The sequence below is a fragment of the Amycolatopsis sp. NPDC057786 genome, from assembly GCF_042797905.1.
In the GTDB taxonomy this organism is placed as follows: domain Bacteria; phylum Actinomycetota; class Actinomycetes; order Mycobacteriales; family Pseudonocardiaceae; genus Amycolatopsis.
The window spans coordinates 151,210-172,953 of sequence record NZ_JBHVKW010000006.1 but is presented as its reverse complement, the minus strand read 5'-3'; the positions used below and the strand labels follow the sequence as shown (position 1 = coordinate 172,953).

General features: G+C 67.9%; 28 protein-coding genes. 12 read left to right on the top strand and 16 right to left on the bottom strand.

Annotation, left to right across the window (positions count from 1 at the left end):
* The first annotated feature begins 128 nt into the window (after positions 1 to 128).
* Positions 129 to 1,295, top strand: a complete 1,167-nt coding sequence (locus ACFVM3_RS06990) for a 4-hydroxybenzoate 3-monooxygenase (protein WP_378436367.1) — start codon at positions 129 to 131, stop codon at positions 1,293 to 1,295.
* A gap of 4 nt (positions 1,296 to 1,299) precedes the next feature.
* Here the strand turns inward: ACFVM3_RS06990 and ACFVM3_RS06985 are convergent, their stop codons facing one another.
* The 5 genes from ACFVM3_RS06985 to ACFVM3_RS06965 all read right to left on the bottom strand — a co-directional run bounded on the left by ACFVM3_RS06985 (position 1,300) and on the right by ACFVM3_RS06965 (position 5,191).
* Positions 1,300 to 1,731 carry a hypothetical protein gene (locus ACFVM3_RS06985; protein ID WP_378436365.1) on the bottom strand — a complete coding sequence of 144 codons (432 nt, stop codon included), beginning with the start codon at positions 1,729 to 1,731 and terminating at the stop codon, positions 1,300 to 1,302.
* 206 nt (positions 1,732 to 1,937) lie between these two features.
* A complete protein-coding gene (locus tag ACFVM3_RS06980; protein WP_378436363.1) occupies positions 1,938 to 3,557 on the bottom strand; it encodes an acyl-CoA dehydrogenase family protein in 1,620 nt (539 codons plus the stop codon).
* Entirely contained in the window at positions 3,541 to 4,146 is a 606-nt protein-coding gene (locus tag ACFVM3_RS06975) for a TetR/AcrR family transcriptional regulator (protein WP_125677730.1), read from the bottom strand. Before ACFVM3_RS06975 ends, ACFVM3_RS06980 begins: the two co-directional genes overlap by 17 nt.
* Positions 4,147 to 4,178: 32 nt before the next feature.
* Positions 4,179 to 4,637, bottom strand: a complete 459-nt coding sequence (locus ACFVM3_RS06970) for a peroxiredoxin family protein (RefSeq protein ID WP_378436361.1) — start codon at positions 4,635 to 4,637, stop codon at positions 4,179 to 4,181.
* 20 nt (positions 4,638 to 4,657) lie between these two features.
* Complete coding sequence (locus tag ACFVM3_RS06965; RefSeq protein WP_378436359.1) at positions 4,658 to 5,191, bottom strand: RNA polymerase sigma factor; 534 nt, start codon at positions 5,189 to 5,191, stop codon at positions 4,658 to 4,660.
* A 133-nt stretch (positions 5,192 to 5,324) separates the two neighbouring features.
* On the opposite strand from ACFVM3_RS06965, the gene ACFVM3_RS06960 reads away from it, so the two are divergent.
* From ACFVM3_RS06960 to ACFVM3_RS06945, 4 genes are read left to right on the top strand one after another with little or no spacing between them, the layout of a single operon-like run.
* Positions 5,325 to 5,852 carry a DinB family protein gene (locus ACFVM3_RS06960; RefSeq protein WP_378436357.1) on the top strand — a complete coding sequence of 176 codons (528 nt, stop codon included), beginning with the start codon at positions 5,325 to 5,327 and terminating at the stop codon, positions 5,850 to 5,852.
* A gap of 2 nt (positions 5,853 to 5,854) precedes the next feature.
* A complete protein-coding gene (locus tag ACFVM3_RS06955; protein ID WP_378436355.1) occupies positions 5,855 to 6,622 on the top strand; it encodes an NAD(P)-binding domain-containing protein in 768 nt (255 codons plus the stop codon).
* A complete protein-coding gene (locus ACFVM3_RS06950; protein WP_378436353.1) occupies positions 6,619 to 7,377 on the top strand; it encodes a putative protein N(5)-glutamine methyltransferase in 759 nt (252 codons plus the stop codon). The genes ACFVM3_RS06955 and ACFVM3_RS06950 overlap by 4 nt, the downstream gene beginning before the upstream one ends.
* Before the next feature lie 10 nt (positions 7,378 to 7,387).
* The gene (locus ACFVM3_RS06945; protein ID WP_378436351.1) at positions 7,388 to 8,029 is read left to right on the top strand and encodes a class I SAM-dependent DNA methyltransferase; all 642 of its coding nucleotides are present in this window, start codon (positions 7,388 to 7,390) and stop codon (positions 8,027 to 8,029) included.
* 1 nt (position 8,030) lies between these two features.
* Here ACFVM3_RS06945 and ACFVM3_RS06940 read toward each other — a convergent pair whose 3' ends face one another.
* Together ACFVM3_RS06940 and ACFVM3_RS06935 are read right to left on the bottom strand one after the other, a co-directional pair.
* Complete coding sequence (locus ACFVM3_RS06940) at positions 8,031 to 8,852, bottom strand: class I SAM-dependent methyltransferase (protein WP_378436349.1); 822 nt, start codon at positions 8,850 to 8,852, stop codon at positions 8,031 to 8,033.
* Positions 8,853 to 8,902: 50 nt separating this feature from the next.
* Positions 8,903 to 9,742, bottom strand: coding sequence for an SDR family oxidoreductase (locus ACFVM3_RS06935; RefSeq protein WP_378436347.1), 840 nt, complete (start codon positions 9,740 to 9,742; stop codon positions 8,903 to 8,905).
* 92 nt (positions 9,743 to 9,834) lie between these two features.
* Between ACFVM3_RS06935 and ACFVM3_RS06930 the strand changes: the two genes are divergently transcribed.
* Positions 9,835 to 10,206, top strand: a complete 372-nt coding sequence (locus ACFVM3_RS06930) for a winged helix-turn-helix transcriptional regulator (RefSeq protein WP_378436345.1) — start codon at positions 9,835 to 9,837, stop codon at positions 10,204 to 10,206.
* On the opposite strand, the gene ACFVM3_RS06925 is transcribed toward ACFVM3_RS06930, so the two are convergent.
* The 5 genes from ACFVM3_RS06925 to ACFVM3_RS06905 all read right to left on the bottom strand — a co-directional run bounded on the left by ACFVM3_RS06925 (position 10,172) and on the right by ACFVM3_RS06905 (position 12,545).
* Positions 10,172 to 10,612, bottom strand: a complete 441-nt coding sequence (locus ACFVM3_RS06925; RefSeq protein WP_378436343.1) for a VOC family protein — start codon at positions 10,610 to 10,612, stop codon at positions 10,172 to 10,174. The genes ACFVM3_RS06930 and ACFVM3_RS06925 overlap by 35 nt on opposite strands.
* A gap of 81 nt (positions 10,613 to 10,693) precedes the next feature.
* Entirely contained in the window at positions 10,694 to 11,218 is a 525-nt protein-coding gene (locus ACFVM3_RS06920) for a DUF4303 domain-containing protein (protein WP_378436341.1), read from the bottom strand.
* 42 nt (positions 11,219 to 11,260) lie between these two features.
* A complete protein-coding gene (locus tag ACFVM3_RS06915) occupies positions 11,261 to 11,740 on the bottom strand; it encodes a pyridoxamine 5'-phosphate oxidase family protein (RefSeq protein ID WP_378436339.1) in 480 nt (159 codons plus the stop codon).
* A complete protein-coding gene (locus ACFVM3_RS06910; protein WP_378436337.1) occupies positions 11,740 to 12,222 on the bottom strand; it encodes an SRPBCC family protein in 483 nt (160 codons plus the stop codon). Before ACFVM3_RS06910 ends, ACFVM3_RS06915 begins: the two co-directional genes overlap by 1 nt.
* Positions 12,219 to 12,545 carry an ArsR/SmtB family transcription factor gene (locus tag ACFVM3_RS06905; protein WP_378436336.1) on the bottom strand — a complete coding sequence of 109 codons (327 nt, stop codon included), beginning with the start codon at positions 12,543 to 12,545 and terminating at the stop codon, positions 12,219 to 12,221. Before ACFVM3_RS06905 ends, ACFVM3_RS06910 begins: the two co-directional genes overlap by 4 nt.
* A 795-nt stretch (positions 12,546 to 13,340) precedes the next feature.
* Between ACFVM3_RS06905 and ACFVM3_RS06900 the strand changes: the two genes are divergently transcribed.
* Positions 13,341 to 14,321 (top strand): tyrosine-type recombinase/integrase, encoded by a 981-nt coding sequence (locus tag ACFVM3_RS06900; RefSeq protein ID WP_378436334.1) that lies wholly within the window; start codon positions 13,341 to 13,343, stop codon positions 14,319 to 14,321.
* A 1-nt stretch (position 14,322) separates the two neighbouring features.
* Here the strand turns inward: ACFVM3_RS06900 and ACFVM3_RS06895 are convergent, their stop codons facing one another.
* Positions 14,323 to 14,706: a hypothetical protein gene (locus ACFVM3_RS06895; RefSeq protein WP_378436332.1), complete on the bottom strand. Its 384-nt coding sequence runs from the start codon at positions 14,704 to 14,706 to the stop codon at positions 14,323 to 14,325.
* A gap of 66 nt (positions 14,707 to 14,772) precedes the next feature.
* Here ACFVM3_RS06895 and ACFVM3_RS06890 point away from each other — a divergent pair, with 66 nt between their 5' ends.
* Positions 14,773 to 15,552 (top strand): glycerophosphodiester phosphodiesterase, encoded by a 780-nt coding sequence (locus ACFVM3_RS06890; RefSeq protein WP_378436330.1) that lies wholly within the window; start codon positions 14,773 to 14,775, stop codon positions 15,550 to 15,552.
* Between the two features lie 57 nt (positions 15,553 to 15,609).
* Here ACFVM3_RS06890 and ACFVM3_RS06885 read toward each other — a convergent pair whose 3' ends face one another.
* Positions 15,610 to 16,284 carry a transglycosylase family protein gene (locus tag ACFVM3_RS06885; protein WP_378436328.1) on the bottom strand — a complete coding sequence of 225 codons (675 nt, stop codon included), beginning with the start codon at positions 16,282 to 16,284 and terminating at the stop codon, positions 15,610 to 15,612.
* A gap of 270 nt (positions 16,285 to 16,554) precedes the next feature.
* Between ACFVM3_RS06885 and ACFVM3_RS06880 the strand changes: the two genes are divergently transcribed.
* From ACFVM3_RS06880 to ACFVM3_RS06870, 3 genes are all read left to right on the top strand, one after another.
* Positions 16,555 to 17,955 (top strand): MFS transporter, encoded by a 1,401-nt coding sequence (locus ACFVM3_RS06880; RefSeq protein ID WP_378436326.1) that lies wholly within the window; start codon positions 16,555 to 16,557, stop codon positions 17,953 to 17,955.
* A 30-nt stretch (positions 17,956 to 17,985) separates the two neighbouring features.
* Entirely contained in the window at positions 17,986 to 18,744 is a 759-nt protein-coding gene (locus ACFVM3_RS06875) for a thymidine kinase (RefSeq protein ID WP_378436324.1), read from the top strand.
* 226 nt (positions 18,745 to 18,970) lie between these two features.
* A complete protein-coding gene (locus ACFVM3_RS06870; protein WP_005151365.1) occupies positions 18,971 to 19,318 on the top strand; it encodes an RNA polymerase-binding protein RbpA in 348 nt (115 codons plus the stop codon).
* A 150-nt stretch (positions 19,319 to 19,468) separates the two neighbouring features.
* Here ACFVM3_RS06870 and dapA read toward each other — a convergent pair whose 3' ends face one another.
* On the bottom strand, positions 19,469 to 20,368 hold the full coding sequence (gene dapA / locus ACFVM3_RS06865) for a 4-hydroxy-tetrahydrodipicolinate synthase (protein ID WP_378436322.1): 900 nt from the start codon (positions 20,366 to 20,368) through the stop codon (positions 19,469 to 19,471).
* A 73-nt stretch (positions 20,369 to 20,441) separates the two neighbouring features.
* Between dapA and ACFVM3_RS06860 the strand changes: the two genes are divergently transcribed.
* Entirely contained in the window at positions 20,442 to 21,347 is a 906-nt protein-coding gene (locus tag ACFVM3_RS06860) for a LysR family transcriptional regulator (RefSeq protein ID WP_378436321.1), read from the top strand.
* Here the strand turns inward: ACFVM3_RS06860 and ACFVM3_RS06855 are convergent.
* On the bottom strand, positions 21,335 to 21,709 hold the full coding sequence (locus ACFVM3_RS06855; protein WP_378436319.1) for a DUF4406 domain-containing protein: 375 nt from the start codon (positions 21,707 to 21,709) through the stop codon (positions 21,335 to 21,337). The two genes, ACFVM3_RS06860 and ACFVM3_RS06855, sit on opposite strands and share 13 nt — an antisense overlap.
* Positions 21,710 to 21,744: the final 35 nt, after the last annotated feature.

Sequence of the window (21,744 nt, the reverse complement as noted above, 5' to 3'; positions counted from 1 at the left end):
CCGCGACCAGCCCAAACAGACAGAAACCCAGCCACAGACAGAAACCCAAGACCACCAACCCACGACCCCGACGAACAGGTTAAAACTCAAGCTAGCCGTCGGTGGGACGATCCGGCGAGACTCGGGGCATGACCTCAGGGAAGCGGAACAGACCCATCCTGATCGTCGGCGCAGGTGTCGCTGGACTGGCGCTCGGCAACTTTCTTCTCCGCGAGGGAATCGGCTGCGTCGTCTTCGAACGGCGCAGCCGCGAGGACGTCGAGCAACGGCAGCGCGCCGGAGTCATCGACACCAGAGCGGCCCGCGTCTTCCGGAAACGAGGGCTCGAAGACCGCGTCGTCGGCGGGGCCCCCGTCGAACCGAGCCTCGGCTTCCGGGTCGACGGACAACCGAGGCCACTGGCGCTCTCCGTGGAGGAACACCGAGAAGGCAGGCTCTGTCCTCAACAGGTCCTCGTCCGGAACCTCATCACCGTATTCGAGCAGGACGGAGGCGACCTGCGCTTCGGCACCGAGGCGTCCGTGGAGGGTATCGACGGCGAACGTCCGTGCGTCCGGCTCGGCGACGGATCGATCGTCGAAGGCGACTTCGTCGCCGGATGCGACGGCAACCGGGGCACGTCCCTTGCTTCGGTCCCCGAAAGCAGAATTACCCGTCATACGCACGAATACGGCTACGCGTGGCTGGTGGTCCTCGCTGAAGTGCCCGCCACCCAGCAGACGGTGATGGCGATCCACCGGCGCGGATTCGCGGCCCAGTTCGGCCGGGGACCGCGGGCGAGCCGGTTCTATCTCCAGTGCCCGCTCGACGACACCACCGAGGAGTGGCCGGACGAGCGCGTCTGGAGCGAGCTTGAGGCGCGCTTCGGTGAACCGCTCGCCGCGAAGGGCGCGATCGTCGAGAAGCAACTGCTGCCGCTGCGCGGCGAAGTGATCAGCCCGATGAGCCACGGCAGGCTCCACCTGCTCGGCGACGCCGCGCACATCGTCCCGCCGATGAGCGCGAAGGGCATGAACCTCGCGCTGCACGACGCCGACGTCTTCGCCGACGCCCTGATCCACTACTACGAGAACGGTGATCCGAGCCTGCTCGATGCCTACTCCGACACGCGCCTGCGCGAAGTGTGGAACTACCAGGCCTACGCGACGTGGCTCACCGACACCGTCCACGACGCCGGTGATCCGTCCTATCGAGGGGAGTTCCGGCACATGGTGGCGCGCGCCGACTTCGAGCGCCTGTACGCCTCCGCGACGGCGAACCGTCTGCTCAGCGAGTTCGTCGCGGGCCTGAACTGATCCGCTATTTCCGGTCGAGCCGGACGATCCCCTCGTCGCCCTGCACCGCGACGATGGCGATCACCTGCCGGTTGATCTGGTGCACCATCCCCGGCGGACCCGACACGGCCCCGCCCATCCCGCCGGACGCCGGGGCGAGACCCACCTTCCCGGCCTGGACCGTGACCGCGAGCGGGCCGGCGCCGCCGTCGTTGGGGACCTGGTCGCCGCTCCGGACCACGACCTCGCATTCCCCATCGGAACAGGCCCTCAGATTCCGTCCGTCCGCCGCGACGAACGGCGTGCCGGACGGGGCCGCCGCCTCCATCATCGGCACACTCCCCGCGGAAGGCGTCGAACTCGCCGCGGCGAAGATCGGCGTCGGCTCGGCCGCCGCGCAACCGGCGGCGAACAGCGCCAGGGGGACCAGGACCAGGCATCTTCGGCGATCGACCATGACCGACGAACGTAGCCGACGCGCGAGCCCTTGCATGCACCCGAATTCCGCAATCCTGCGGCTGTTCGCAGTGCTCGGCTCCGGTCCGACCGGGGTAATCGGCCGGACCGGAGCAGCACGTGGTCAGGTGGGCACCGAGAGTCCGGAACGCGCGAAACCGACGATGAAGCCGCCGAGCCGGGCAAGGACAGACGTCAGCAGGGAGCTCAGACCTCCGCACGGGCGATGATCGCCCGCGTGTCCACTCCGGACGGAAGCGTCCCGAACGCGACACCCCAGTCGCCGCCCAGCCGCGACGCGCAGAACGCGTCGGCCACCGCCGGCGTCCCGTGCCGCACCAGCAGCGAACCCTGGAGCACGAGCGCCATCGACTCGACCAGCCGCCGCGCCCGGTACTCGATGTCCGACAGATCCGACAGCTCCTTGCGCAGCCTGCCAACCGCGTCGTCCAGCCGCGTGTCGGCGCCGGCCGCCTGCTCGACCTCCGCGAAATACGCCGCCACCGACTCCGGTTGCTTCGCCATCGCCCGCAACGCGTCGAGCGCCGCGACGTTGCCCGAACCCTCCCAGATCGACATCAGCGGAGCTTCGCGGTAGAGCCGCGGCATCCCCGACTCCTCGACGTACCCGTTCCCGCCGAGGCATTCCAGCGCCTCCACCGCGTGCGACGGGCCGCGTTTGCACACCCAGTACTTCGTCACCGCCAGCCCCAGCCGCCGGAACGCCTGTTCGTGCTCGTCGTCCGGCCGGTCGGTGGCCGACGCCAGCCGCATCCCGACGGTCGTCGCCGCCTCGGACTCCACGATCAGGTCCGCCAGCACGTTGCCCATCAGCGGCTGATCCACCAGGTTCGCCCCGAACGCCTGACGATGTCGCGCGTGGTGGACCGCCCGCACGGCGCCGTACCGCATGCCCGACGCGCTCCCGACCGCGCAGTCCAGCCGGGTGTTGTTCACCATCTCGATGATGGTGCGCACCCCGCGGCCTTCCTCGCCGATCAGCCAGCCGATCGCGTCGTCGTACTCGATCTCCGACGACGCGTTGGACCGGTTGCCCAGCTTGTCCTTCAGCCGCTGCAACCGGATCCCGTTGCGCGTGCCGTCCGGCAGGATCCGGGGGAGCAGGAAACACGACAAGCCGCCCGGCGCCTGGGCCAGCGTCAGGAACATGTCCGACATCGGCGCCGAGGTGAACCACTTGTGCCCGACGATCACGTAGCTGCCGTCGCCGAGCGGGCGAGCCGTGGTCGTGTTCGCCCGGACGTCGGACCCACCCTGCTTCTCCGTCATCGACATCCCGGCGATGAGCCCGCGCTTCGAACTCGGCTCACGCAACCCGAAGTCGTACTCCGTCGCCGCCAGCAACGGCTCGTACCGCGCAGACAGCTCGGGATTGAACCGCAACGCCGGAACCGCCGCGTACGTCATGGAAATCGGGCACGTGTGCCCCGCGTCGACCTGGCCCCAGACGTACATCTTCGCCGCCCGCGCCGCGTGCGCGCCCGGCCGGGAATCCCGCCACGGCGCCGCGTGCAGCCCATGCGACACCGCGACGTCCATCAGCTCGTGCCAGTACGGATGGAACTCGACCTCGTCGATCCGGTTCCCGACCCGGTCGTGTGTCCGCAGCACCGGCTCGTTCTCGTTGACCAGCCTGCCCCACTCCTGGGCCTGCTCACTCCCGGCCAGCCTGCCGAGGGCGTGCACCTCGGCCACCGCCCAGCCCGCGCCCGCCCGTTCCAGGCCTTCCAGCAAGGCCGGGTCCGCGGCGACGTCGTACTCCGCCAGCGGCGGGACCTGATTGGTGACCTCATGAGTGCTCGGCATCGGAACCTCCCAAGGAACGCAGGACGAAAGTGCGCAGCCCGGACACCTCGTCCGCACTGCCGGTGGTCAACGGGCCGATCAGCACCTCGGCGGCCGCCCCGACGAGCGCCGCCGCGGTGACGTCCGCGTCCTGGGCGGGCAGTACCCCGGACCGGACGCCGTCCGCCACGTGCTGGGCCACGACGTCACGAAAGGCACGCCGGAACACCAGCCGTTCGGCCTCGATCGGCGCGTCGACGGGCTCGGCCAGCAGGGCGTACGCCATTCGCGGCGTCTTCAGCGCCCGGCTCGCGAAGGTGTCGAAGACCGCCACGACCCGCTCGGCAGGCGTGCCTGGCCGCTCCGACACCTCGCGCACAGCCTCGACCTCACGCGTGACGACCTTGCGGAACAGCTCCACGACCAAGGCGGCCTTGGTGGGGTAGTGGCGGTACACACTCCCGACCGCCACGCCCGCCCGTTCGGCGACCGCCGACACCGAGCAGCCCGCGTACCCGCGCTCGGCCAATTGCTCCATGGCGGCGGCGAGGACGGCGTCGCGCTGGGCGTCCAGGCGTTCCTGGACCTTCGGTGTACGGCGATACGGCACCCAAGAAGTGAAGCACCGATTCACACCTTCAGTCAACGCACCCTGGCAAGCCCTTCCACCGCCTTGGCGATGCCCTTCTTGTCATAGGCACTGGTCGGCATGGTCGCCGCATGGGCATGCCGGACCACCCCGTCCCGGTCGATCAGCACACTGCCCGTCTGCTGCAGCATCTTCTTCGCCAGCCCGAACGCCTCATGCGGCGTACCACCCCGGCCGGAGACCACCCGGAGCGACAACCCGCGCTTCGCCCGCCACGCCTTGGCCTCCGCCCGGCCCTCGGGAACCGCCACCAGCACCCGCACACCGGCGGCCGCCAGCTCCTCGGACCGCGCCGCCAGGTCCTTCACATGGCCGGTGCACACAGGACACGTGGTCGAACGCATGAAATAGATCAGCACACCTGCCGTACCGCGGAACTCCGAAAGCCGCACGACCTGCCCAGTCGTGTCCTCCAGCGCGACGTCAGGGGCCGTGGAACCGATTTCGAGCATGAAAACTCCTCAAAAGAAGGTCAGGAAGCGGGGTTGTCGAGAAGGGCACGGACCGTCGCCCGCGCGCGATGCAGCCGGGACTTCATCGCGGCCGTGCTCAGACCGAGCGCGTCGGCGACCGACCGGCCCGAATGCCCCTGGATGTCACGCATGATCAAGACGCGACGCTGGTCAGCGGGCAACTCGGCGATCGCCGCGGCCACCCGCCGCGCCTCCAGCCGATCCAGCGCGTCTTCCTCGGCCGACACCATCGCGACGGAATCCACCGGCTCCGCACCACGCACCACCCGGCGGGCCCGCCGCAGGCACTCGTTGCGCACGATCCGGAACATCCACGACGCGAGCGCACCCGTGGCACGCTGCGTGCCGATCTTCCGGTACAGGATGATCAGCGCCTCCTGCGCCGAATCCTCCGCGTCCTCCGGCGAAGCACACAGCGACCGCGCGAACCGCTGCACATGCGGATGAGAACCCGAGACCAGCGCGGCGATGGCGGACGCGTCCCCGCCCTGCGCCGCCACGATCAACGACTCCCTCGGCCACTCGGCCTCCACGACAAACCTCCTCCTGCGCCGAGCTTGTCCCGGCGCCTACAAGAGCCGCGACCCTCGCAAAAGGATTCAGCAGCCTCCACGTGACCCCGCTCACCCCAGCGGGCGCACCCCGAACCCCACGTCACCCGATGGCATGATCGCCGCTATGACATGGACCGCCCCCGAGGTCACCCGGCCGTCCGGCGACACCGCCGCCGACGAGCGGATCCTCCTGCCCTCCCTGCTGGCCTGGCACCGCAACACCTTCCTCCACAAACTCGCCGGCCTCACCGGAGAACAGCTCGCCACGGCGTCGGTCCCGCCTTCGAACATGACCCTCCTCGGTCTCATCCGGCACCTCGCCAAGGTCGAACGCTTCTGGTTCCGCCTGCGCTACGCCGCACAAGACATCGAACCCCTCTACGACCCCGCCCTCGGCAAGGACCACGACTTCGAAGCCCTCGACGCCGCCAAAGCCGAAGAGGCGTACGACGTCCTCCTCGAAGAGATCCGGCTCGCCGACGAAGCCGCCGCCGAAGGATCCCTCGACGACACCTTCGACCTCGGCGGGAACCCGTTCTCGCTGCGCATGCTCTACCTCCACATGATCGGCGAATACGCCCGCCACAACGGCCACGCCGACCTCATCCGCGAACGCGTCGACGGCCACACGGGAGCCTGACCATGGACTACGGATTCGTCGGCGCGGGCGAGATCACCGCCGCCATCGTCGAAGGCCTCAGCGAGGACATCACCGACCCGCCCTCGATCTTCCTCTCACCCCGCAGCCGCAGCGTCGGCCAAGAACTCTCGGCACGCTTCGCCAACGTCGAAGTGCGCGACAGCAACCAGGCCGTCCTCGACAGCGCCACGACCATCGTGCTGGCCGTCCGCCCGCCGATCGCCGAAGAAGTCCTCCGCGACCTCACCTTCCGACCCGACCACGTCCTGATCAGCGCCCTCGCCGGCGTCCCCCTCGACCGGCTGCGCGACTGGGCCGCCCCCGCCCGCGAAGTCGTCCGGAGCATCCCGCTGCCCCCGGCCGCACGCCGCCAAAGCCTCACCGCGATGTACCCCGACAACCCCGAAGCCCGAGCCCTCTTCGACAGCGTCGGCGGCAGCGTCGTCCCCGCCGCGGAGAAGGACCTCGACATCTTCAGCAGCGCCACGGCCACCTTCGCCGCCCACCTCGACTACCTCGGCACCATCGCCGCCTGGATGACCGACCAAGGCATCGAGGACACCACGGCGACCGCCTTCACCCGGCACATCTTCGGCCAGCTCGGACACGCCCTCGTCCAGCAGAGCGGCTCCCTCGAAACCCTCACCGGCAAACACATGACCCCCGGCGGGCTCAACGAACAATTCCTCACCGAACTGCGCACCAACGGCGTCCCCGACACCGTCCGCCAGGCCCTCGACGGAATCCTCGCCAGGCTGCGAGACCAGTGACCATCGTCGACAGGCTCCGGGCCGCCGGATGCGTCTTCGCCGAAGACGAGGCCCGCCTGATCACCGCCGAAGCACGTACACCCGGCGAACTCGACACCATGGTCCAGCGCCGCGTCGACGGCGAACCACTCGAAGTCATCCTCGGCTGGGCGGAATTCCACGGACTGCGCATCACCGTCGAACCCGGTGTCTTCGTGCCACGGCAGCGATCCGAACTCCTCGTCCGCCAGGCCGTCACCCTCGCCGGGCCAGGAGCGGTAGTCCTCGACCTCTGCTGCGGAACCGGCGCACTCGGCGCCGCCATCGCCGCCGAACTCGGCGACATCCGGCTCTACGCGGCCGACATCGAGCCCGCCGCCGTCCTCTGCGCGCGCGTCAACGTCGCCCAAGCCGGGGGAGAGGTGTTCGAAGGCGACCTCTACGCGCCACTACCCACGACGCTACGAGGCCGCGTCGACATCCTGGTCGTCAACGCCCCATACGTCCCCACCGACGCCATAGCGATGATGCCGCCCGAAGCACGCGACCACGAACCCGTCGTCGCCCTCGACGGCGGGCACGACGGAGTCGACGTCCACCGCCGCGTCGCCGCCGAAGCTCCACAATGGCTCGCACCGGGCGGGCACCTGCTGATCGAAACCGGCGAAAGCCAGGCCGCGAGCACCGCGGAAGCCATGGCGCACAACGGATTGACGCCCGAAGTCATCAGCGACGAAGACCTGTACGCGACGATTGTCGTCGGTGCCAGGCGATAGGGTCGCCGCCGTGACCGACTACCTCCAAACGACCCGCACCGCCTACGACACGGTCGCGGCCGACTACGCCGAACTCCTCCGCGACCACCTCGCCGGATCCACCTGGGACCGCGCCGTGCTCGGCGCCTACACCGAACTCGTCCAGGCCGCCGGCGGCGGCCGCGTCGCCGAAATCGGCTGTGGACCCGGCCGCATCACCGAACACCTCCACCAGCTGGGGCTCGACATCCACGGCGTCGACCTCTCACCGGAAATGGTCGCCGTCGCCCGGAAGTCGTATCCGCACCTGGACTTCCAAGTCGGGGAGATGCCCGGATTGTCCATTGAGGACGGCGCATTGGCCGGCGTCGTCGCGTGGTACTCCATCATCCACACACCACGAGAGCGGCTGCCGGAGATCTTCGCCGACTTCCACCGGATCCTCGCCACGGGCGGCCACCTGCTCGTGGCCTTCCAGGTCGGCGACGAAGTACGCCACATCGAGCACGCGTACGGGCACGACATCTCCTGCGACGCCTACCGCCTGTCGCCCGAGAAGATCACCGAGCAGCTAAGGGAGGCGAAGTTCAGCGTGCTCTCCACCCTCGTCCGTGAGCCGTCGGAGGAATTCGAAAGCACGCCACAGGCCTACCTGATCGCCCGCAAGCAGTAACTCACGGACGCCGGGCCTCGACGAGCCAGGCCGCCGAGCCGTAGAAAACGCCCCGGTCGGTCTGATGCTCGGCGAGATCGGCCCGCAAGGCATCCACGGCCGCGGCGCGGGTGAACTCATCCAGGTCACTCAACCGGCCACCGTGCTGCTCGATGATGAAGCCTGCCGCGTCGTCCACGTCCCGGCCGAAGTACATCGGCTTGTTCACCGCGGTACACCGGACGTCGGAGTACCCGGCCGAGACCAGCAACCTTTCGGTCTCGGCCGGGTCGCTCAGCGCGAGATCCGACGACGGCACCTCACGACCCGCCGCGAAGATCGTCCGGAACGTGGTGATCCATTCGTTGAGCCGGAACGGCTGCCACGTCAGCAGCACCAGGCGGCCACCAGGCCGGGTCGCCCTCGCCAGGTTGGCGAACGCGGTCAGGGGAGTACCGAAGAACATCGAGCCGTGCCTGCTGATCACCACATCGAACCGCGCCTCGGCGAACGGATGGATCTGCGCGTCCACCTGATCGAACGAGACATTGGGAACGCCTTCCTGTTCGGCGAGCCGACGAGCGACAACCAGCATCTCACCGGAGAGGTCGACACCCAGCGCGGAACCGTCACTCGCGAACCGCGCCGCGTCCCGCGTCGTCTGACCCGCACCGCAACCGACATCGAGGACGTCGTCCGCCGGCCGGATGCCCGCCGCGTCGAAAAACGTGTCGCGATAAGCCGCGACACCGTCGTTGAAACGCTGCGCGCGCTTCGCCCAAAAAGCGCCGTCATCACCGTCCCACGCCTGCAACATCCGCTCGTTGGACGGATCGACACGCATTTCGGCAACCCCCAGGTTCGTCTCCGGAGCACGACCCTAGCGCGAACCCCTCAGCGGAACGCGGCGACATTCCTCGCGGCCCAATCGGCGAACGACCGCGGCGCGCGGCCGAGGATCCGCTGGACATCCGGGCTCACCCGCAATTCCGCCGGTGTCGGGGAACTGAGGATGTCCAAAGTGTCGTCCGCGAGCTCAGCCGGCATGCTCTCGGCCATACCCGCCTTCGCCTCGGCACGGGTCAGCTCGTGAAACCGCACCGGCGAACCCAGCACGGCGGCGAGCACTTCAGCCTGCTCGCGCGGCGTGATCACCTCCGGACCGGTCAGCTCGTAGACCTCGCCCAGGTGCCGGTCGTCCAGCAGGCACGCGGCCGCGACCTCCGCGATATCCGCCGGATCGACGATCGGCACCCCGGTGTCACCGAACGGCGCCGCGACCACCTGCCGCGAACGGACCGACTCCGCCCACCACAAGGCATTCGAGGCGAAACCACCCGGCCGCAGGATGGCCCAATCCACACCGGACTCCCGCACCACGTCCTCCAGCACGCGCATCGCGACCCGCGTCGTCCCGAACGGCCGCGTCGCCACACCCAGCGAGGAGAGCAGCACAACCCGCCGAACCCCGGTGGCCACGGCCCGGGCGACGATGTCGGCCGGGTTCGCCCCGACGGCATGCAGATCGCCGGAAAGCAGCAGGAACAACGCCTTCGCCCCGGCCAACGCCTGGCCGAGCCCGGCGGGATCGGCCAAATCGGCCACCACATGCCTGCCACCGGCCGGCGCCGCCGCGACATGCCGCGACACCGCCGTCACCTGTTCGCCTGCCTCGGCCAACGCCTGCGTCAGCGGCCTGCCGATGTTCCCGGTAGCTCCGGTCACCACGATCATGAACAGCTCCTTCGTTCGATCTTGACGTGGCGACGACGCTAAGGACCGCGGCTAACTTTTCGTAAGTACATACCCGGAGGTAAGCTCCTGACATGGCAGGAGGCGCGCAGTTCAAACCGGCCGACACAGAGCCGCGGTATGAGGTCTTTCACACCGACTGCGCCGCCAGCGAAGTGGTCGATCACGTCACCAGCCGGTGGGGGATCTGGGTGCTGATCTCGTTACAGCACAACGACCTCCGCTTCTACGAGCTGCGCGAGAGCATTCAGGGGATCAGCGAGAAGATGCTCGCCCAGTCCCTGCGCGCCCTCGTGCAGGACGGCCTGATCTGGCGGCAGGTCGAGCCAACTACACCACCGCAGGTCACCTACGGGCTGACGGAGTTCGGCCGGGACGTGAGCGAGCCACTGGTGGAACTGTTCAACCGGATCACCCGGCGTCTGGTCGCGCCGGAGGCGAAGTAGCGTCGGAGATGTTGAACATCCAGGTGATCCCGAACTTGTCCACGAGCGCGCCGGCCTCGTCGCCCCACACCTGCTTCTCCAGCGGCATGGTCACCGTGCCACCGACGGACAACTTCTCGAAATGGCCGCGGAGTTCGCCGTCGCCACCGAGGTAGACCGCGACGTTGTTGCCAGGGGAGTGCAGCACGTCCTCGACCTGACCGTCGACGTCGCAAGCCATCAGCGTGTATCCGTGCGGGGTGTCGAGCTGGGCGTGCATCACCTTGTCGGCGTCAGGGGAGCCCGGCGAGCCGAAATCCGCGACAGTGCCGATCTCCAGCTTGCCGCCGAGCACCTGCCGGTAGAACTCCATCGCCTGCCGGGCGTCGCCGTCGTACCGGATGTACGGATTGAGCCGAGATCCCATGGAATTTGCTCCTTCGTGTCGGTGGACCGCGAGCATTCCACCGAATACACGACATCCACTGACGGGTATTCGCAGCCGAATTCAGGCCAGGCCCCAGTAGGCCAGCCAAGCGTCCAACGCCGGCCCGGGCGGGTTGAGCCGCCGAGCGCGGGCGACGTTCTCCTCGTCCTCAGGAACGACCTCGGCCAAAACCAGCACATTCTCACGAGCTTCGCCGACACCGAACAGTCCCTCGTCAGCCGACCTGCGCAGGGCCGTCTCGATCGCACGCAGCCGAAGATCGAATTCCGCGTCGGACGCATCGTCGTCGGCGATATCGAACACTTCCGGCCGGGCGGCGAACATCTCGCGGACCGGCTTCAGATGCTCCTCACCAACGACCGAAAACGGCGAATCGGCGTAGGAGTAACGGACGTCCTCAGCGTCCGGACGCTGTGCCAGTGCCTCGTGCGACCACGCCGACAACGCCGGGCCGAACGCTTCGCCGGGCGTGGTCAGCGTGACGTAGTAGAACGTGTGGCCGGGGTTGTCGCGGAACAGTTCTGTGACGGCTGCGCGAGTGGCCGTGGTCAACGCGTCCGCAAGGTCGGCTTCGGTGGGAATCACCAGGGCATCGAACCACGACCCGCCGTGTTGGTCATGCCGCGGTCAGACCCGCCACTGGCCGGACTGCATCAGGGTCCTTTCGTCGAGCTCGGCGAACGAGCGCCATGCTTGCAACCGACTCGGGGTGAGCTGGAGGTAGACGAAGCCAGGCGTACGCCGAGGATCAGGACCGCCGCGCAGCAGTGCAGCGAACGGGTTTGCGATGGCCGGATCAATCGTGTCCGGCGCGACGATCTCCATCGTGCCGTCGATCATGACCACGTCGTAGTGGTGACCGATGGCTGCTCGTGCTCGCCCGGTGGCGGCCACGTTGGTCACCGTCCGGCTGTCCGAGAAGGTCGCGAACGTGAGCACTTCGCCGTTGTGGTGGAACAGGAGCGGGACGAGGTGTGCACCGTCGGCGCCGCCCGTGGCCAACCACGCGGTGGTTTCCGAGCGAAGCAGTTCGAGTGCGTCGCTCTTGCGTTGTAAAGGTTTCCTAGGCGGTGGCAGCGTCTCGCTGGTGATGCCCGATGCCGCCATCAGCGATCCTCCGTCAGCAGCCGGGCGTAGCGGTCGAGGTACAGCGGCCAGCCGGCGTCGCCTCCCACGCCGTCGCTGACGGCTTTCCAGCCCGGTCCGTGGCGATCCAGCTTGCGGTGTTCGAGTTCCACGCGCGTGCGCTGCGCGGCTTCTGCGATGAAGCGGACCTCGACCTCGCTCGTGTGCTCGGGGTCGTGTTCGATCTGCCATTGGGGGCTGATGTCCCAGCTGAAGACGACGCGATGCGGGGGAGTGTAGGTCAGTATTCGGGCCCACCGACACTCGCTGCCATCGACCCCGCGGTCGAAGATGTGACCACCGACGTGAGGTTCGAACACCGTCTCGGCGATCTCGGCCCGAAGCAAATTGTGTTCGGGTGGCTTGAAGTCACCGAATCGCTCGGTGAAGACGGTGAAGGCCCGGTCGATCGGGGCGTTCACGACAACTTCCTTGCGGACCACCGTACTCGTTGCCTGGGTCATTGCTGATCTCCTTCGGGTTGTTCGACAGCGTCCTTGTAGGCGGCCAGCGCGCGGTTCCAGAAAGTGTCGAGCTGATCGCGCAGCGCGCCAACGGCTGCCGCATTGAGCTGGTAGATGCGCTTCGTGCCGACGGGACGGTCGTTGACCAGACCTGCGCCCTTGAGGGCCTTGAGGTGCTGGGATACCGCTGGTCGGCTGATCGGAAGCTGGTCGGCGAGTTCCCGGACGGACTGCGGCCGCTCGGCCAGGCACTCGATGATCGCGCGTCGGCTCGGATCCCCGAGCGCGTTCCACGCTGCATCCGAACCTTGGTAAGTTCCCACGAACCGTAAGTCTAGACTTACGCAATGCCGATGGCAACACCGGCATGTCTGAGCGCGGTCGAACCAGGGTTGCGCGGGCGAGCTCGACAGGGCATGCAACCTCCGAGAGGTTGCATGCGGGGTGACAGTTGGGCGCCAGTCTCATGCGCCAGATCTGCGACGTCGCAGCTCGGATAGCTGGCCGGCACTGACGTCGAGATTCGCCGGTTCGACTGCGGCAGGACAGGGGTCCGCTCGTTTACTTGACATAATGTACATTATCGGCACTTTGACCGACCTGGAGAACGATGGCCGAGAGGGGCCCTTGAGGTGTTGTGAAGGGGTCCTTCGTCGCATGTCACGTGGTGAAAGCGCCCTTCGCCGCGTCCGATGCGGGCATGGCTCCCTTCGGCCCGCTCCGAACCAGGCCGCCGCGGATCTCCTGCGCCGACCCATGGCACCCCCGGGGATGCGAAACGGATGTCCGATCACTCAGCCTCAATACGTCACTGTGACGAATCGATGTGGATCTCTGGGAGTCGTCGATGATCAACGGAGGCGTCAGGTGCGGTTGAATCTCGCCGGACCGGCCGGCCCTGGCGACGACTCGGACTCAAGCGCCGTCCAGGTGGGCCAGGTGTCACGAAAGGGTCGTTCAGGACGAAAAACGTCAGGAACGACCCTTTCATGACATCCAGAGGGCGGCGGGCGAGCCGAGATCCCCCGCGAGAGGTTTCCGGACCCATCACTCCGTTTCATGCATAATCACTATTATGCATGAAATTGAATATAACCGAGTGTAAGACTGTCGGTGCCATGCGGTACAAGATGTTCATGAGGGTTTCCGAGGCACAGCAAGCCTTTTTCGCCGCACGTCGTCCCCGTAAGGATTCTCCTCACACCACCGACGCCTACCGCCGCGACCTCGCCGGCATCACCGCACTCCTGCTCCGCGAGCTGGACCGCTCCCCTGACGAACTCACCGTCGAGATGCTCACCGCCCAGGCGCTCCGCAACGCCTTCGGCGCCTTCGCGGATACCCACGCGAAGAGTTCCGTGCTCCGCGCCTGGTCGACCTGGAATCAGTTCCTCACCTTCTGTGTGTCCGACGGCTTGCTCGCGGGCAATCCGATGGGCGCGGTCGCCCGGCCGAAGGCGCCTCCCCTGACGCCGAAACCGTTGCGGGGTGAGGAAACCCCGGAGCAGCTGCTCGCGGCCGCCGCCGACGGCTCGCGCCGGGCGCGGGATCCTTGGCCCGAGCGGGACGTGCTGGTGATCGCGCTGGGGCTGGTCGCCGGGCTGCGTGCCGCCGAGATGCGGGCTCTGACAGCGCGGTCGCTGGTCGGTCGCCAGGGCGAGATGAGGCTGCACGTCCACGGCAAGGGCAGCCGCGACCGGTCGATCCCGGTGCAGCCGATCATGGAGAAGATCATCGAGGAGTACCTGGCCTCCTGCCGCCGCCGGTTCCCGCAGCAGCGGTTCGGGCCCTCCACTCCCCTCCTCAGGGATCGTGCGGGCGAGCCGATCGGCCGCGGTGCGCTGGAGTACCTCGTCAAATCCTGCTATCGGTGGGCAGGCCTGCACGACCGCGTGCCGGTCGGGGCGAACCTCCACGCGTTGCGGCACACCTTCGCGACACGGCTGGCGGAGGACGGCGCGACGGCGTCGGAGATCATGGCTCTGCTGGGGCACGCGAGCCTCGCGACCAGCCAGAACTACATCGAGGCGACCGGACGTGAGCAGCGTGCGGCGGCCGCGAGCAATCGAACGTACCGGGCGCTGGACGGGATCGTGTAGCTCAGCGGAGTTGTTCGAGGTCCTTGGCGGCTTGGGCGATCTCGCCGGCAAGGCCGCGAAGTTCGGCGACGGAAGCGCCGTCGTCGGCCGCGGTGACGACGTCTTCGGCGGCGCAGCGGAGTTGGAAGAGCCTGTCCTGCAGGGTGGCGATCTCGGTGTCGGAGAGGACGACGGCGTCTTCGGGGAGGCCGCTGCGCTGGAGGGCGGTGCGGCGTTCGTAGGCGCGCTGGCGGCAGGATTGCCCGCAGTAGCGGCGTCGCCTGCCGACGTTGCCGCCCTGTTCGAGCCGTCGGCCGCACCATCCGCAGTGTTTTGGTACCCCCGCGCGGCGGAGTTCGGACACCTCTTCGGCGGACGTCTTCGGCTGTTCGGCCACTTCCCTCACGGATCAGACCCTAGCTGGCCACCCGACAATCATGCCGGGGCCACGACCGAAGTGCACACTAGTGGGGTGCTGACATCGTTTCCGTACCTCGCCGACCCGCTCCCGCGTGCCTTCGCCCATCGGGGCTGGCACCTCGGTGACCTGGAAGGACTGGAGAACTCGTTGCCCGCCTTCCAACAGGCGGTGGCGGAGGGGTATCGCTACCTGGAGACGGATGTGCACGCGACGTCGGATGGTGTGGTGGTCGTTCATCACGACGCGTCGTTGGATCGGACGACGGACGGCGCGGGGTTGATCTCCCGGCAGACGTGGGCCCAGCTGCGGACGGTCAAGGTCGGTGGTCGCGCGCCGTTGTCGCGGCTGGAGGACGTCCTCGAGGAGCTGCCGGAGGCGCGGTTCAACATCGATGTGAAGTCGAACGAGGCGGTGGCGCCCTTCGTCCGGGCGATCGAGCGGACCGGCGCGTACGACCGGGTCGCGGCGGCGTCGTTCTCCGACGCGCGGCTGGCGCGGATCCGGAAGCTGGCAGGGCCGAAGCTGGTGACCGCGATGGGACCGCGTTCGGTGGCGGTGATGTGGGCGAACGGGTTCTTGCCGCTGGTGTCGTTGCGTGCGTTGTCGCGGGGTGCGATGGCGCAGGTGCCGGTGCGGCAGGGGCGGTTGAAGGTGGTGGACCGGGCGTTCCTGCGGCAGGCCACGCGTGGGGGTTTCGAGGTGCACACGTGGACGGTGGACGATCCGGCGGAGATGCGGCTGTTGCTGGATCTCGGGGTGCACGGGATCGTGACGGATCGGCCGGATCTGCTGCGTGAGGTGCTTCGGGAACGCGGTGCTTGGCCTTCTTGAACCGCGTTTAGTCCTCTAAATGCGCCGTAAGCGCATTTAGAGGACTAAACGCTGGGGTCATCGGGGTGCTTTGCCGTTCCAGGCGGCGTCCCAGGTCTTGGGTCCGAGCCGTCCTGAGTCGTTGATGCCGTTGGCTCGCTGGAGGGCGAGGACGGCTTCGCGGGTTTTGTCGTAGTAGCAGCCTGTTCCGGTGAAGCCGTAGCCGAAGGCGTTCATCCGCAGTTGGAACTGCTTCAGCGGTACCGCGCAGTCGCCGTAGGCGTAGACGACGCCGGGCCAGGCGGGTTTGGGTCCGCCGGGCGGTGCGGGCGGGGTCGGCTTCGGCTTGGGCGGAGGCGGCGGGGCGGGTTGTCCTCCCCCGCCGATGTAGGCGGAGTCGGCGTAGGACGGGACGCGTTTGCTGCGGCCGTCGCTGTCGTTGCGGAAGCCGAGTTTGCCGGCGCATTCCCAGGGTTGCCAGCCGCGCATGCGGTAGAGGTAGAGGGCCCGGTAGTCCTGCTCGCGGGGGGCGGCCTGGTCGGGTCGTCCTTGGCCGCCGACGCTGCGCCAGGTGGGCAGGTCGAACTGGTAGGCGCCGTAGTAGCCGTTGCCGGTGTTGATGTTGTAGCGCCCGCTCGATTCACACATGCGGAGCTTGGCCCAGTGGGAGCCGTGGGGATCCGCGGCGGCGGATCCGGTGGTGGCGATCTGCAGGCCCGTCACGGCGAGGGCGAGCAGGAGCGTTCTCGCCACTACGCGGTGTGCTGTGCGAAGGCGATGGGTCCTCATGAGCGGAACAGTAAGTATCAGTCCCGTGCTTCACAAGAGTCACAGATCGCTCACCAGCCTCACATGAAACACACGGGGATCGTGGCAGCGACACGCCGACGATGGTCGGGAAGGTGTCCGGGAAGGGTTCGTCCCGCGTCGAAACGAACACGGTCCGGACTCGTGCCGGACAGGTGGGTGTGATCACCAGTAGTCTCCCGCTGACCTCGACGTTCTCGACTTCAGGAGCAGTGCATGACGGTGGCCGAGACCCGTGATCGCAAGCGGGTGTGGCGGGCTTGGTACCTCTATGACTGGGCCAATTCGCCGTTCTATTCGTCGGTGATCACCGTCTTCGGAGCGCTCTATTTGAGCGAGGTCGCGTCGGCGGACGCGAAGGCGAATTTCACCCTTAACGGGGACAGGGCGTGTACCGATTCGAGTGGAGCTTCGAGCACCCTTCAGAACTGCGACGTCACTTTGTTCGGGCTCCACTTCCCCGCGGGATCGCTGTGGGGGTATCTGCTGTCGATCGCGACGGTGACCCAGGTGCTGGTGCTGCCGATCGCCGGCGCGATCGCGGACCGGAGCAGGCACAAGCGGCGGATCCTCGGTGGTTTCGCGTTCCTCGGCGCGGTGGCGTCCGCGTTGATGTTCTTCATCGCGGGGACGAACTGGGAGGTCGGGGTCTGGACGTTCATCCTGGCCAACATCGGTTATGGCGGTGCGCTGGTCGTCTACTACTCGTTCCTGGTGGACATCGCGGAGCCCGATGAGCGGGACGCGGTGTCGTCGAAGGGATGGGCGTTCGGGTATCTCGGTGGTGGTCTGGCGCTGGCGCTGCAGCTCGGGTTCTTCCTTGGGCACGAGGCTTTCGGGGTGAGCGAGTCGCTCGCCGTCCGGATCTGCTTCCTGACGTCGGGGATCTGGTGGGCGGTGTTCACGATCCCGGCGGTGCGGGCGCTCCCCCAGACTCACGTGCCGAAGTCGGGCGAGCGGGGCCTGTCGGTGTTGACGGCCGGGTTCAAGGAGCTGAAGCGGACGATCAAGGACGCGCGGGCCTATCCCCTGACGCTGGCGTTCCTCGGGAGCTATCTGGTCTTCACCGACGGGATCACGACGGTGGTGGCGGTCTCGGCGCAGTACGGCAAGGACGAGCTGAAGTACAGCACCCAGGTGCTCATCGTCACGATCCTGGTGATCCAGTTCCTGGCGTACGCCGGGGCGATGATCCACGGGGCGATCGCGGCGCGGATCGGGGCGAAGAAGACGATTCTGGGCAGTTTGGTGGCCTGGGTGGTCGTGCTGTGCTTCGCGTTCTTCATCGAGGCCGGGCAGCCGCTGCAGTTCTACGCGGTGGCGGTCGGGATCGGGCTGGTGCTGGGCGGAACGAACGCGTTGTCGCGGTCGTTGTTCGGGCAGATGATCCCGGAGGGGAAGGACGCGCAGTACTTCTCGCTGTACGTGGTCGGTGAGCGGGGGACGTCGTGGCTCGGTCCGCTGTTGTTCGCGGCGGTCGGGCAGATCACCGGTTCGTTCCGGTGGGCGATCATCGCCCTGGTGGTGTTCTTCGCGCTCGGTTTCGTGTTCGTGTGGCTGGTGCCGGTGCGCCGGGCGATCGAAGCGGCGGGCAACCGACCACCGGCGGTGCTGTGAGGGCGGAGCGTGCCGATAGGGTCGGGCGTCGTGACCGTACTGAAGGAGAGTGGCCCGGATCCCACGGACGCGTTGTCGTCGGTGCCGGTGGCGGGTTCACGGCGGGGTGTGCCGGTCGTCGGGAAGCTGAAGTTCTGTTACGGGCCGATGGACTGCGGGAAGTCGACGCTGGCGTTGCAGATCGACCACAACCACGCGCGGCAGGGTCGTCGCGGGATGGTGTTGGTGCGGCATGACCGGTCCGGGGAGCCGCAGATCACGAGCCGGATCGGGTTGACGCGCAAGGCGATCGAGGTGGGGAACGAGACCGATCTGCGGTTGCTGGTGCGTGAGCAGTGGGCGGCCGGGCGGCATGTGGATTACCTGATCGTCGACGAGGCGCAGTTCTTGTCGCCCGATCAGGTGGATCAGCTCGCTGAACTGGCCGATGACGTCCAGATCGACGTGTACTGCTTCGGGATCGCGACGGATTTCCGGAGTGTGTTGTTCCCGGGTGCGGCACGGTTGTTCGAGCTGGCGGACGAGTTGCAGCCGGTTCAGGTCGAGGTGCTGTGCTGGTGCGGACAGACGGGGCGGTTCAACGCGCGGGTGTCCGACGGCGAGGTGCTGCGGGCCGGGGACACCGTGGTGGTGGCGGATACCGAACAGATGGTCGTTGAATCTTCATCGGCATCACGTTCTGAGGGCGAACCGAACACGGTCCGTTATCAGGTATTGTGCCGTCGCCACTTTCGACTGGGCGACCTGGGCCCCTCCTCGGCCCAACACGGTCAGTTACGGTTGACGTGACAGGCGTACTACTAGCCCATCTGGGGGATATCCGCACCAAGATGGCCGTATTGACGTCACGCCAGAGCGCGAAACCACTCCTACTAGGAGAAGCTGTTGCCACCGGGTGACACAGCTCATCGTGAGCAAGGACATGCTGTCCAGGGAATCCTCTGGCCCTCATTGTCGTTGCATAGGGTGAGCATCACCCTGGCTCCACCCGGAGCTGACTGAAAGGACCCCCATCATGGCCGACCGTGTTCTCCGTGGAAGCCGGCTGGGAGCGGTCAGCTACGAGACCGACCGCAACCACGACCTCGCGCCTCGGCGCACCGTGCGCTACGCCTGCCCCAAGAACCACGAGTTCGAGGTGCCCTTCTCCGACGACGCCGAGATCCCTTCGGTGTGGGAGTGCAGGCTGCACGGCAGCGAGTCCGAGATCGTGGACGGCGGGCAGCCGGAGCAGAAGAAGGTCAAGCCCCCGAGGACGCACTGGGACATGCTCCTGGAGCGCCGTTCGATCCCGGAGCTCGAAGATCTGCTCAACGAACGTCTCGCCGAGCTGAAGGGACGCAGGACCACCCGGTCCGCCTGACGCACGGCACAAGTAGCTAGCCCCACCACGAACCGGCGAAGCCCCCGCGACCTCCCTCCGCGGGGGCTTCGCCGTGTCTTGGGGACATGTGGTGGTCAGGTGCCTTCACGGACTTGGAACGCACCACAGCGGGGATTCATCAGCGGGCGGTCAGGCGGAGACCAGGCCGGTGCGAAGAGGCGCCAAGGCGTCGCGGAGGCGCCGCAGGTGCTCGGGTGGCGATTCGAGCAGCGGGAGACGGACGGTCGCGTGCGGGATGACGCCGAGATCGGCTAGTGCGGCCTTCGCCATGATCGCTCCCTGCGAGGTGCGCATGATCGCGTCGGCCAGGGGTAGCAGCGTGGCGTTGAGGGCTCGCGCGGTGTCGAGGTCTCCCCCGCGTACGGCGGCGATGAGTCCGGCGTTTCGGTCGGCGTAGGCGTTGCCCACGACGCTGACCAGGCCGGTGGCGCCCGCGGCGAGGTACGGCAGGTTGAGTTCGTCGATGCCGCAGTAGTAGGCCAGCCTGGTGCGCGTCATGACGGACATCGCTTCGAACAGGTCGCCTTTGGCGTCCTTCACGGCTCGGATCCTGGGATGCCGGGCGAGTTCGATGAGGGTCGCCGCCTCCATGGCCGTCCCGGTGCGGGCCGGGACGTCGTAGAGCATCACGGGTAGTTCGGTGGCGTCGGCCACGGCTTGGCAGTGCGCCACGATCCCGGCCTGTGTCGGCTTGGAGTAGTAGGGACAGACCAGCAGGAGCGCGTCGGCGCCGGCCGCCTCGGCTTCCTTCGCGCGCCGGATGCAGGCGGCGGTGTCGTAGGTGCCGACGCCGGCGATCACGCGCGCCCGGTTACCGGCGTGGCCGGCGACGGTGTGGACGAGCCGGGCGGCTTCGGTGTCGGTCAGGGTGGGTGACTCGCCGGTGGTCCCGCCGACGACGATGCCGTCGCAGCCGGTGTTCAGCAGGTGGTCGACCAGGCCGGAGAGGCCGGGTTCGCTGAGTGCGCCGCCGGGTTCCATCGGGGTGACCATGGCGACGAGGTTGGAGCCGAAGAGGGTCTCGGTCATGCGATCGATCCTGTCGGCGTCGATACCTGCGGTCCAGCGATGGTTTTTGGCCGGTATTGCGTAGCCTGGCTTCATGATCGAGGTCGGAGCCCTGCGGGCACTGCGGTCGGTGGCCGCGCTGGGGACGTTGGCGCGGGCTGCGGACGAACTGGGGTTCACGGCGTCGGCGGTGTCGCAGCAGATCAAGCGGCTGGAACGCCAGATCGGGATGCCGGTGCTCGCTCCGGCGGGACGCGGCGTCGTGCTCACGCCGGCGGGTCAGGCCGTGGTCGAGTCCTCCCTGGAGGTGTTCCAGGCGCTCGAGCGCTGCGCCGAGGCCGCTCAGTCGGTGGCGGAGGGCGCGCCGCGCGGCGTTTTGCGGGTGGCCGCGTTCTCGACAGGTATCCGCGGGCTCCTCGCCCCCGTTCACCCGCGGCTGCTGGCGCGCTACCCCGATCTCCGGCTGCACATCACCGAGCAGGACCCCGACCAGGCGTTGCACAGCGTCGAGGCTGGTACGGCCGATCTCGCGCTCCTGCACGACGCCGACGGCCTGCCCGTCCCGCTCTCCCCCGCCCTGTCCCGGCGCCTGGTGCACACCGATCTCGGCGACGTCGTCATGGCCGGGACCCATCCACTGGCGCGAGCCGAGCCGCCGCTGGACGGTGCGGACCTTGCCGGGCACGCGTGGGTCACCAGTCCGCCGGGCACGGTGTGCCACCAGTGGTTCCGGCGTCTGTTCGCCGGACTGCCGGAAGAGCCCGATGTCCGGCATCTGGTGGACGACTTCTCCACGCAGTTGTCGCTCGTCGCCTCCGGCGAGGTGCTCGCGCTGATCCCGCGGCTGGCGCGCCCGCCCTTGGCCGAAGGGCTCGTCGTCCGGCCGCTGCGGCGCCCGCCGACGCGCGAGGTGCACGCGGCGTGGCGCCGCAGCGCCGAGGCGAGCCCGGCGATCCGCGCTGTCCTCACGGAACTCCAGGGGAACACTTACGCGGCTTGATACCCCGGGATGTCCTCGACACGGTGATACACCGCCAGGCCGCGGGAGAGCGCGATGGCGACGTCCTGGTCGGCCCCGGCGGAATCGCCCGGCAGCCGCAGGACGGCGTCGCAGTGGTGCAGCAGCCTCTCGGCCGTCGGATACATGATCTCTTTGGCGATCGGGTCGGCGACGGTCTTCCCGCCGGCGCCGCGCAGCACCGGGAGCGCGACCCACTCGCCGATCATCGGCACGTGCCCGCTGCGGAAGATCGGCCAGGCAGCCTCTTCGAGCCGGGCGAGGTTGCGGGCGAGGAGTTCGGGGTCGTCGCCCGTTCCGGAGCGGAACGGACCGGCGATGAGGATCATCAGAGGTTTGCTCATGCGCCGGAGCATAATGTGCAACAATCGGCAGGAAC

Excerpts from the sequence above, each read along its gene's own strand:
- ACFVM3_RS06990 (WP_378436367.1), top strand. The coding sequence starts at position 129 with ATGACCTCAGGGAAGCGGAACAGACCCATCCTGATCGTCGGCGCAGGT.
- ACFVM3_RS06985 (WP_378436365.1), bottom strand. The coding sequence starts at position 1,731 with ATGGTCGATCGCCGAAGATGCCTGGTCCTGGTCCCCCTGGCGCTGTTC.
- ACFVM3_RS06980 (WP_378436363.1), bottom strand. The coding sequence starts at position 3,557 with ATGCCGAGCACTCATGAGGTCACCAATCAGGTCCCGCCGCTGGCGGAG.
- ACFVM3_RS06970 (WP_378436361.1), bottom strand. The coding sequence starts at position 4,637 with ATGCTCGAAATCGGTTCCACGGCCCCTGACGTCGCGCTGGAGGACACG.
- ACFVM3_RS06960 (WP_378436357.1), top strand. The coding sequence starts at position 5,325 with ATGATCGCCGCTATGACATGGACCGCCCCCGAGGTCACCCGGCCGTCC.
- ACFVM3_RS06955 (WP_378436355.1), top strand. The coding sequence starts at position 5,855 with ATGGACTACGGATTCGTCGGCGCGGGCGAGATCACCGCCGCCATCGTC.
- ACFVM3_RS06940 (WP_378436349.1), bottom strand. The coding sequence starts at position 8,852 with ATGCGTGTCGATCCGTCCAACGAGCGGATGTTGCAGGCGTGGGACGGT.
- ACFVM3_RS06935 (WP_378436347.1), bottom strand. The coding sequence starts at position 9,742 with ATGATCGTGGTGACCGGAGCTACCGGGAACATCGGCAGGCCGCTGACG.
- ACFVM3_RS06930 (WP_378436345.1), top strand. The coding sequence starts at position 9,835 with ATGGCAGGAGGCGCGCAGTTCAAACCGGCCGACACAGAGCCGCGGTAT.
- ACFVM3_RS06925 (WP_378436343.1), bottom strand. The coding sequence starts at position 10,612 with ATGGGATCTCGGCTCAATCCGTACATCCGGTACGACGGCGACGCCCGG.
- ACFVM3_RS06915 (WP_378436339.1), bottom strand. The coding sequence starts at position 11,740 with ATGGCGGCATCGGGCATCACCAGCGAGACGCTGCCACCGCCTAGGAAA.
- ACFVM3_RS06910 (WP_378436337.1), bottom strand. The coding sequence starts at position 12,222 with ATGACCCAGGCAACGAGTACGGTGGTCCGCAAGGAAGTTGTCGTGAAC.
- ACFVM3_RS06900 (WP_378436334.1), top strand. The coding sequence starts at position 13,341 with ATGCGGTACAAGATGTTCATGAGGGTTTCCGAGGCACAGCAAGCCTTT.
- ACFVM3_RS06880 (WP_378436326.1), top strand. The coding sequence starts at position 16,555 with ATGACGGTGGCCGAGACCCGTGATCGCAAGCGGGTGTGGCGGGCTTGG.
- ACFVM3_RS06870 (WP_005151365.1), top strand. The coding sequence starts at position 18,971 with ATGGCCGACCGTGTTCTCCGTGGAAGCCGGCTGGGAGCGGTCAGCTAC.
- dapA (WP_378436322.1), bottom strand. The coding sequence starts at position 20,368 with ATGACCGAGACCCTCTTCGGCTCCAACCTCGTCGCCATGGTCACCCCG.
- ACFVM3_RS06860 (WP_378436321.1), top strand. The coding sequence starts at position 20,442 with ATGATCGAGGTCGGAGCCCTGCGGGCACTGCGGTCGGTGGCCGCGCTG.
- ACFVM3_RS06855 (WP_378436319.1), bottom strand. The coding sequence starts at position 21,709 with ATGAGCAAACCTCTGATGATCCTCATCGCCGGTCCGTTCCGCTCCGGA.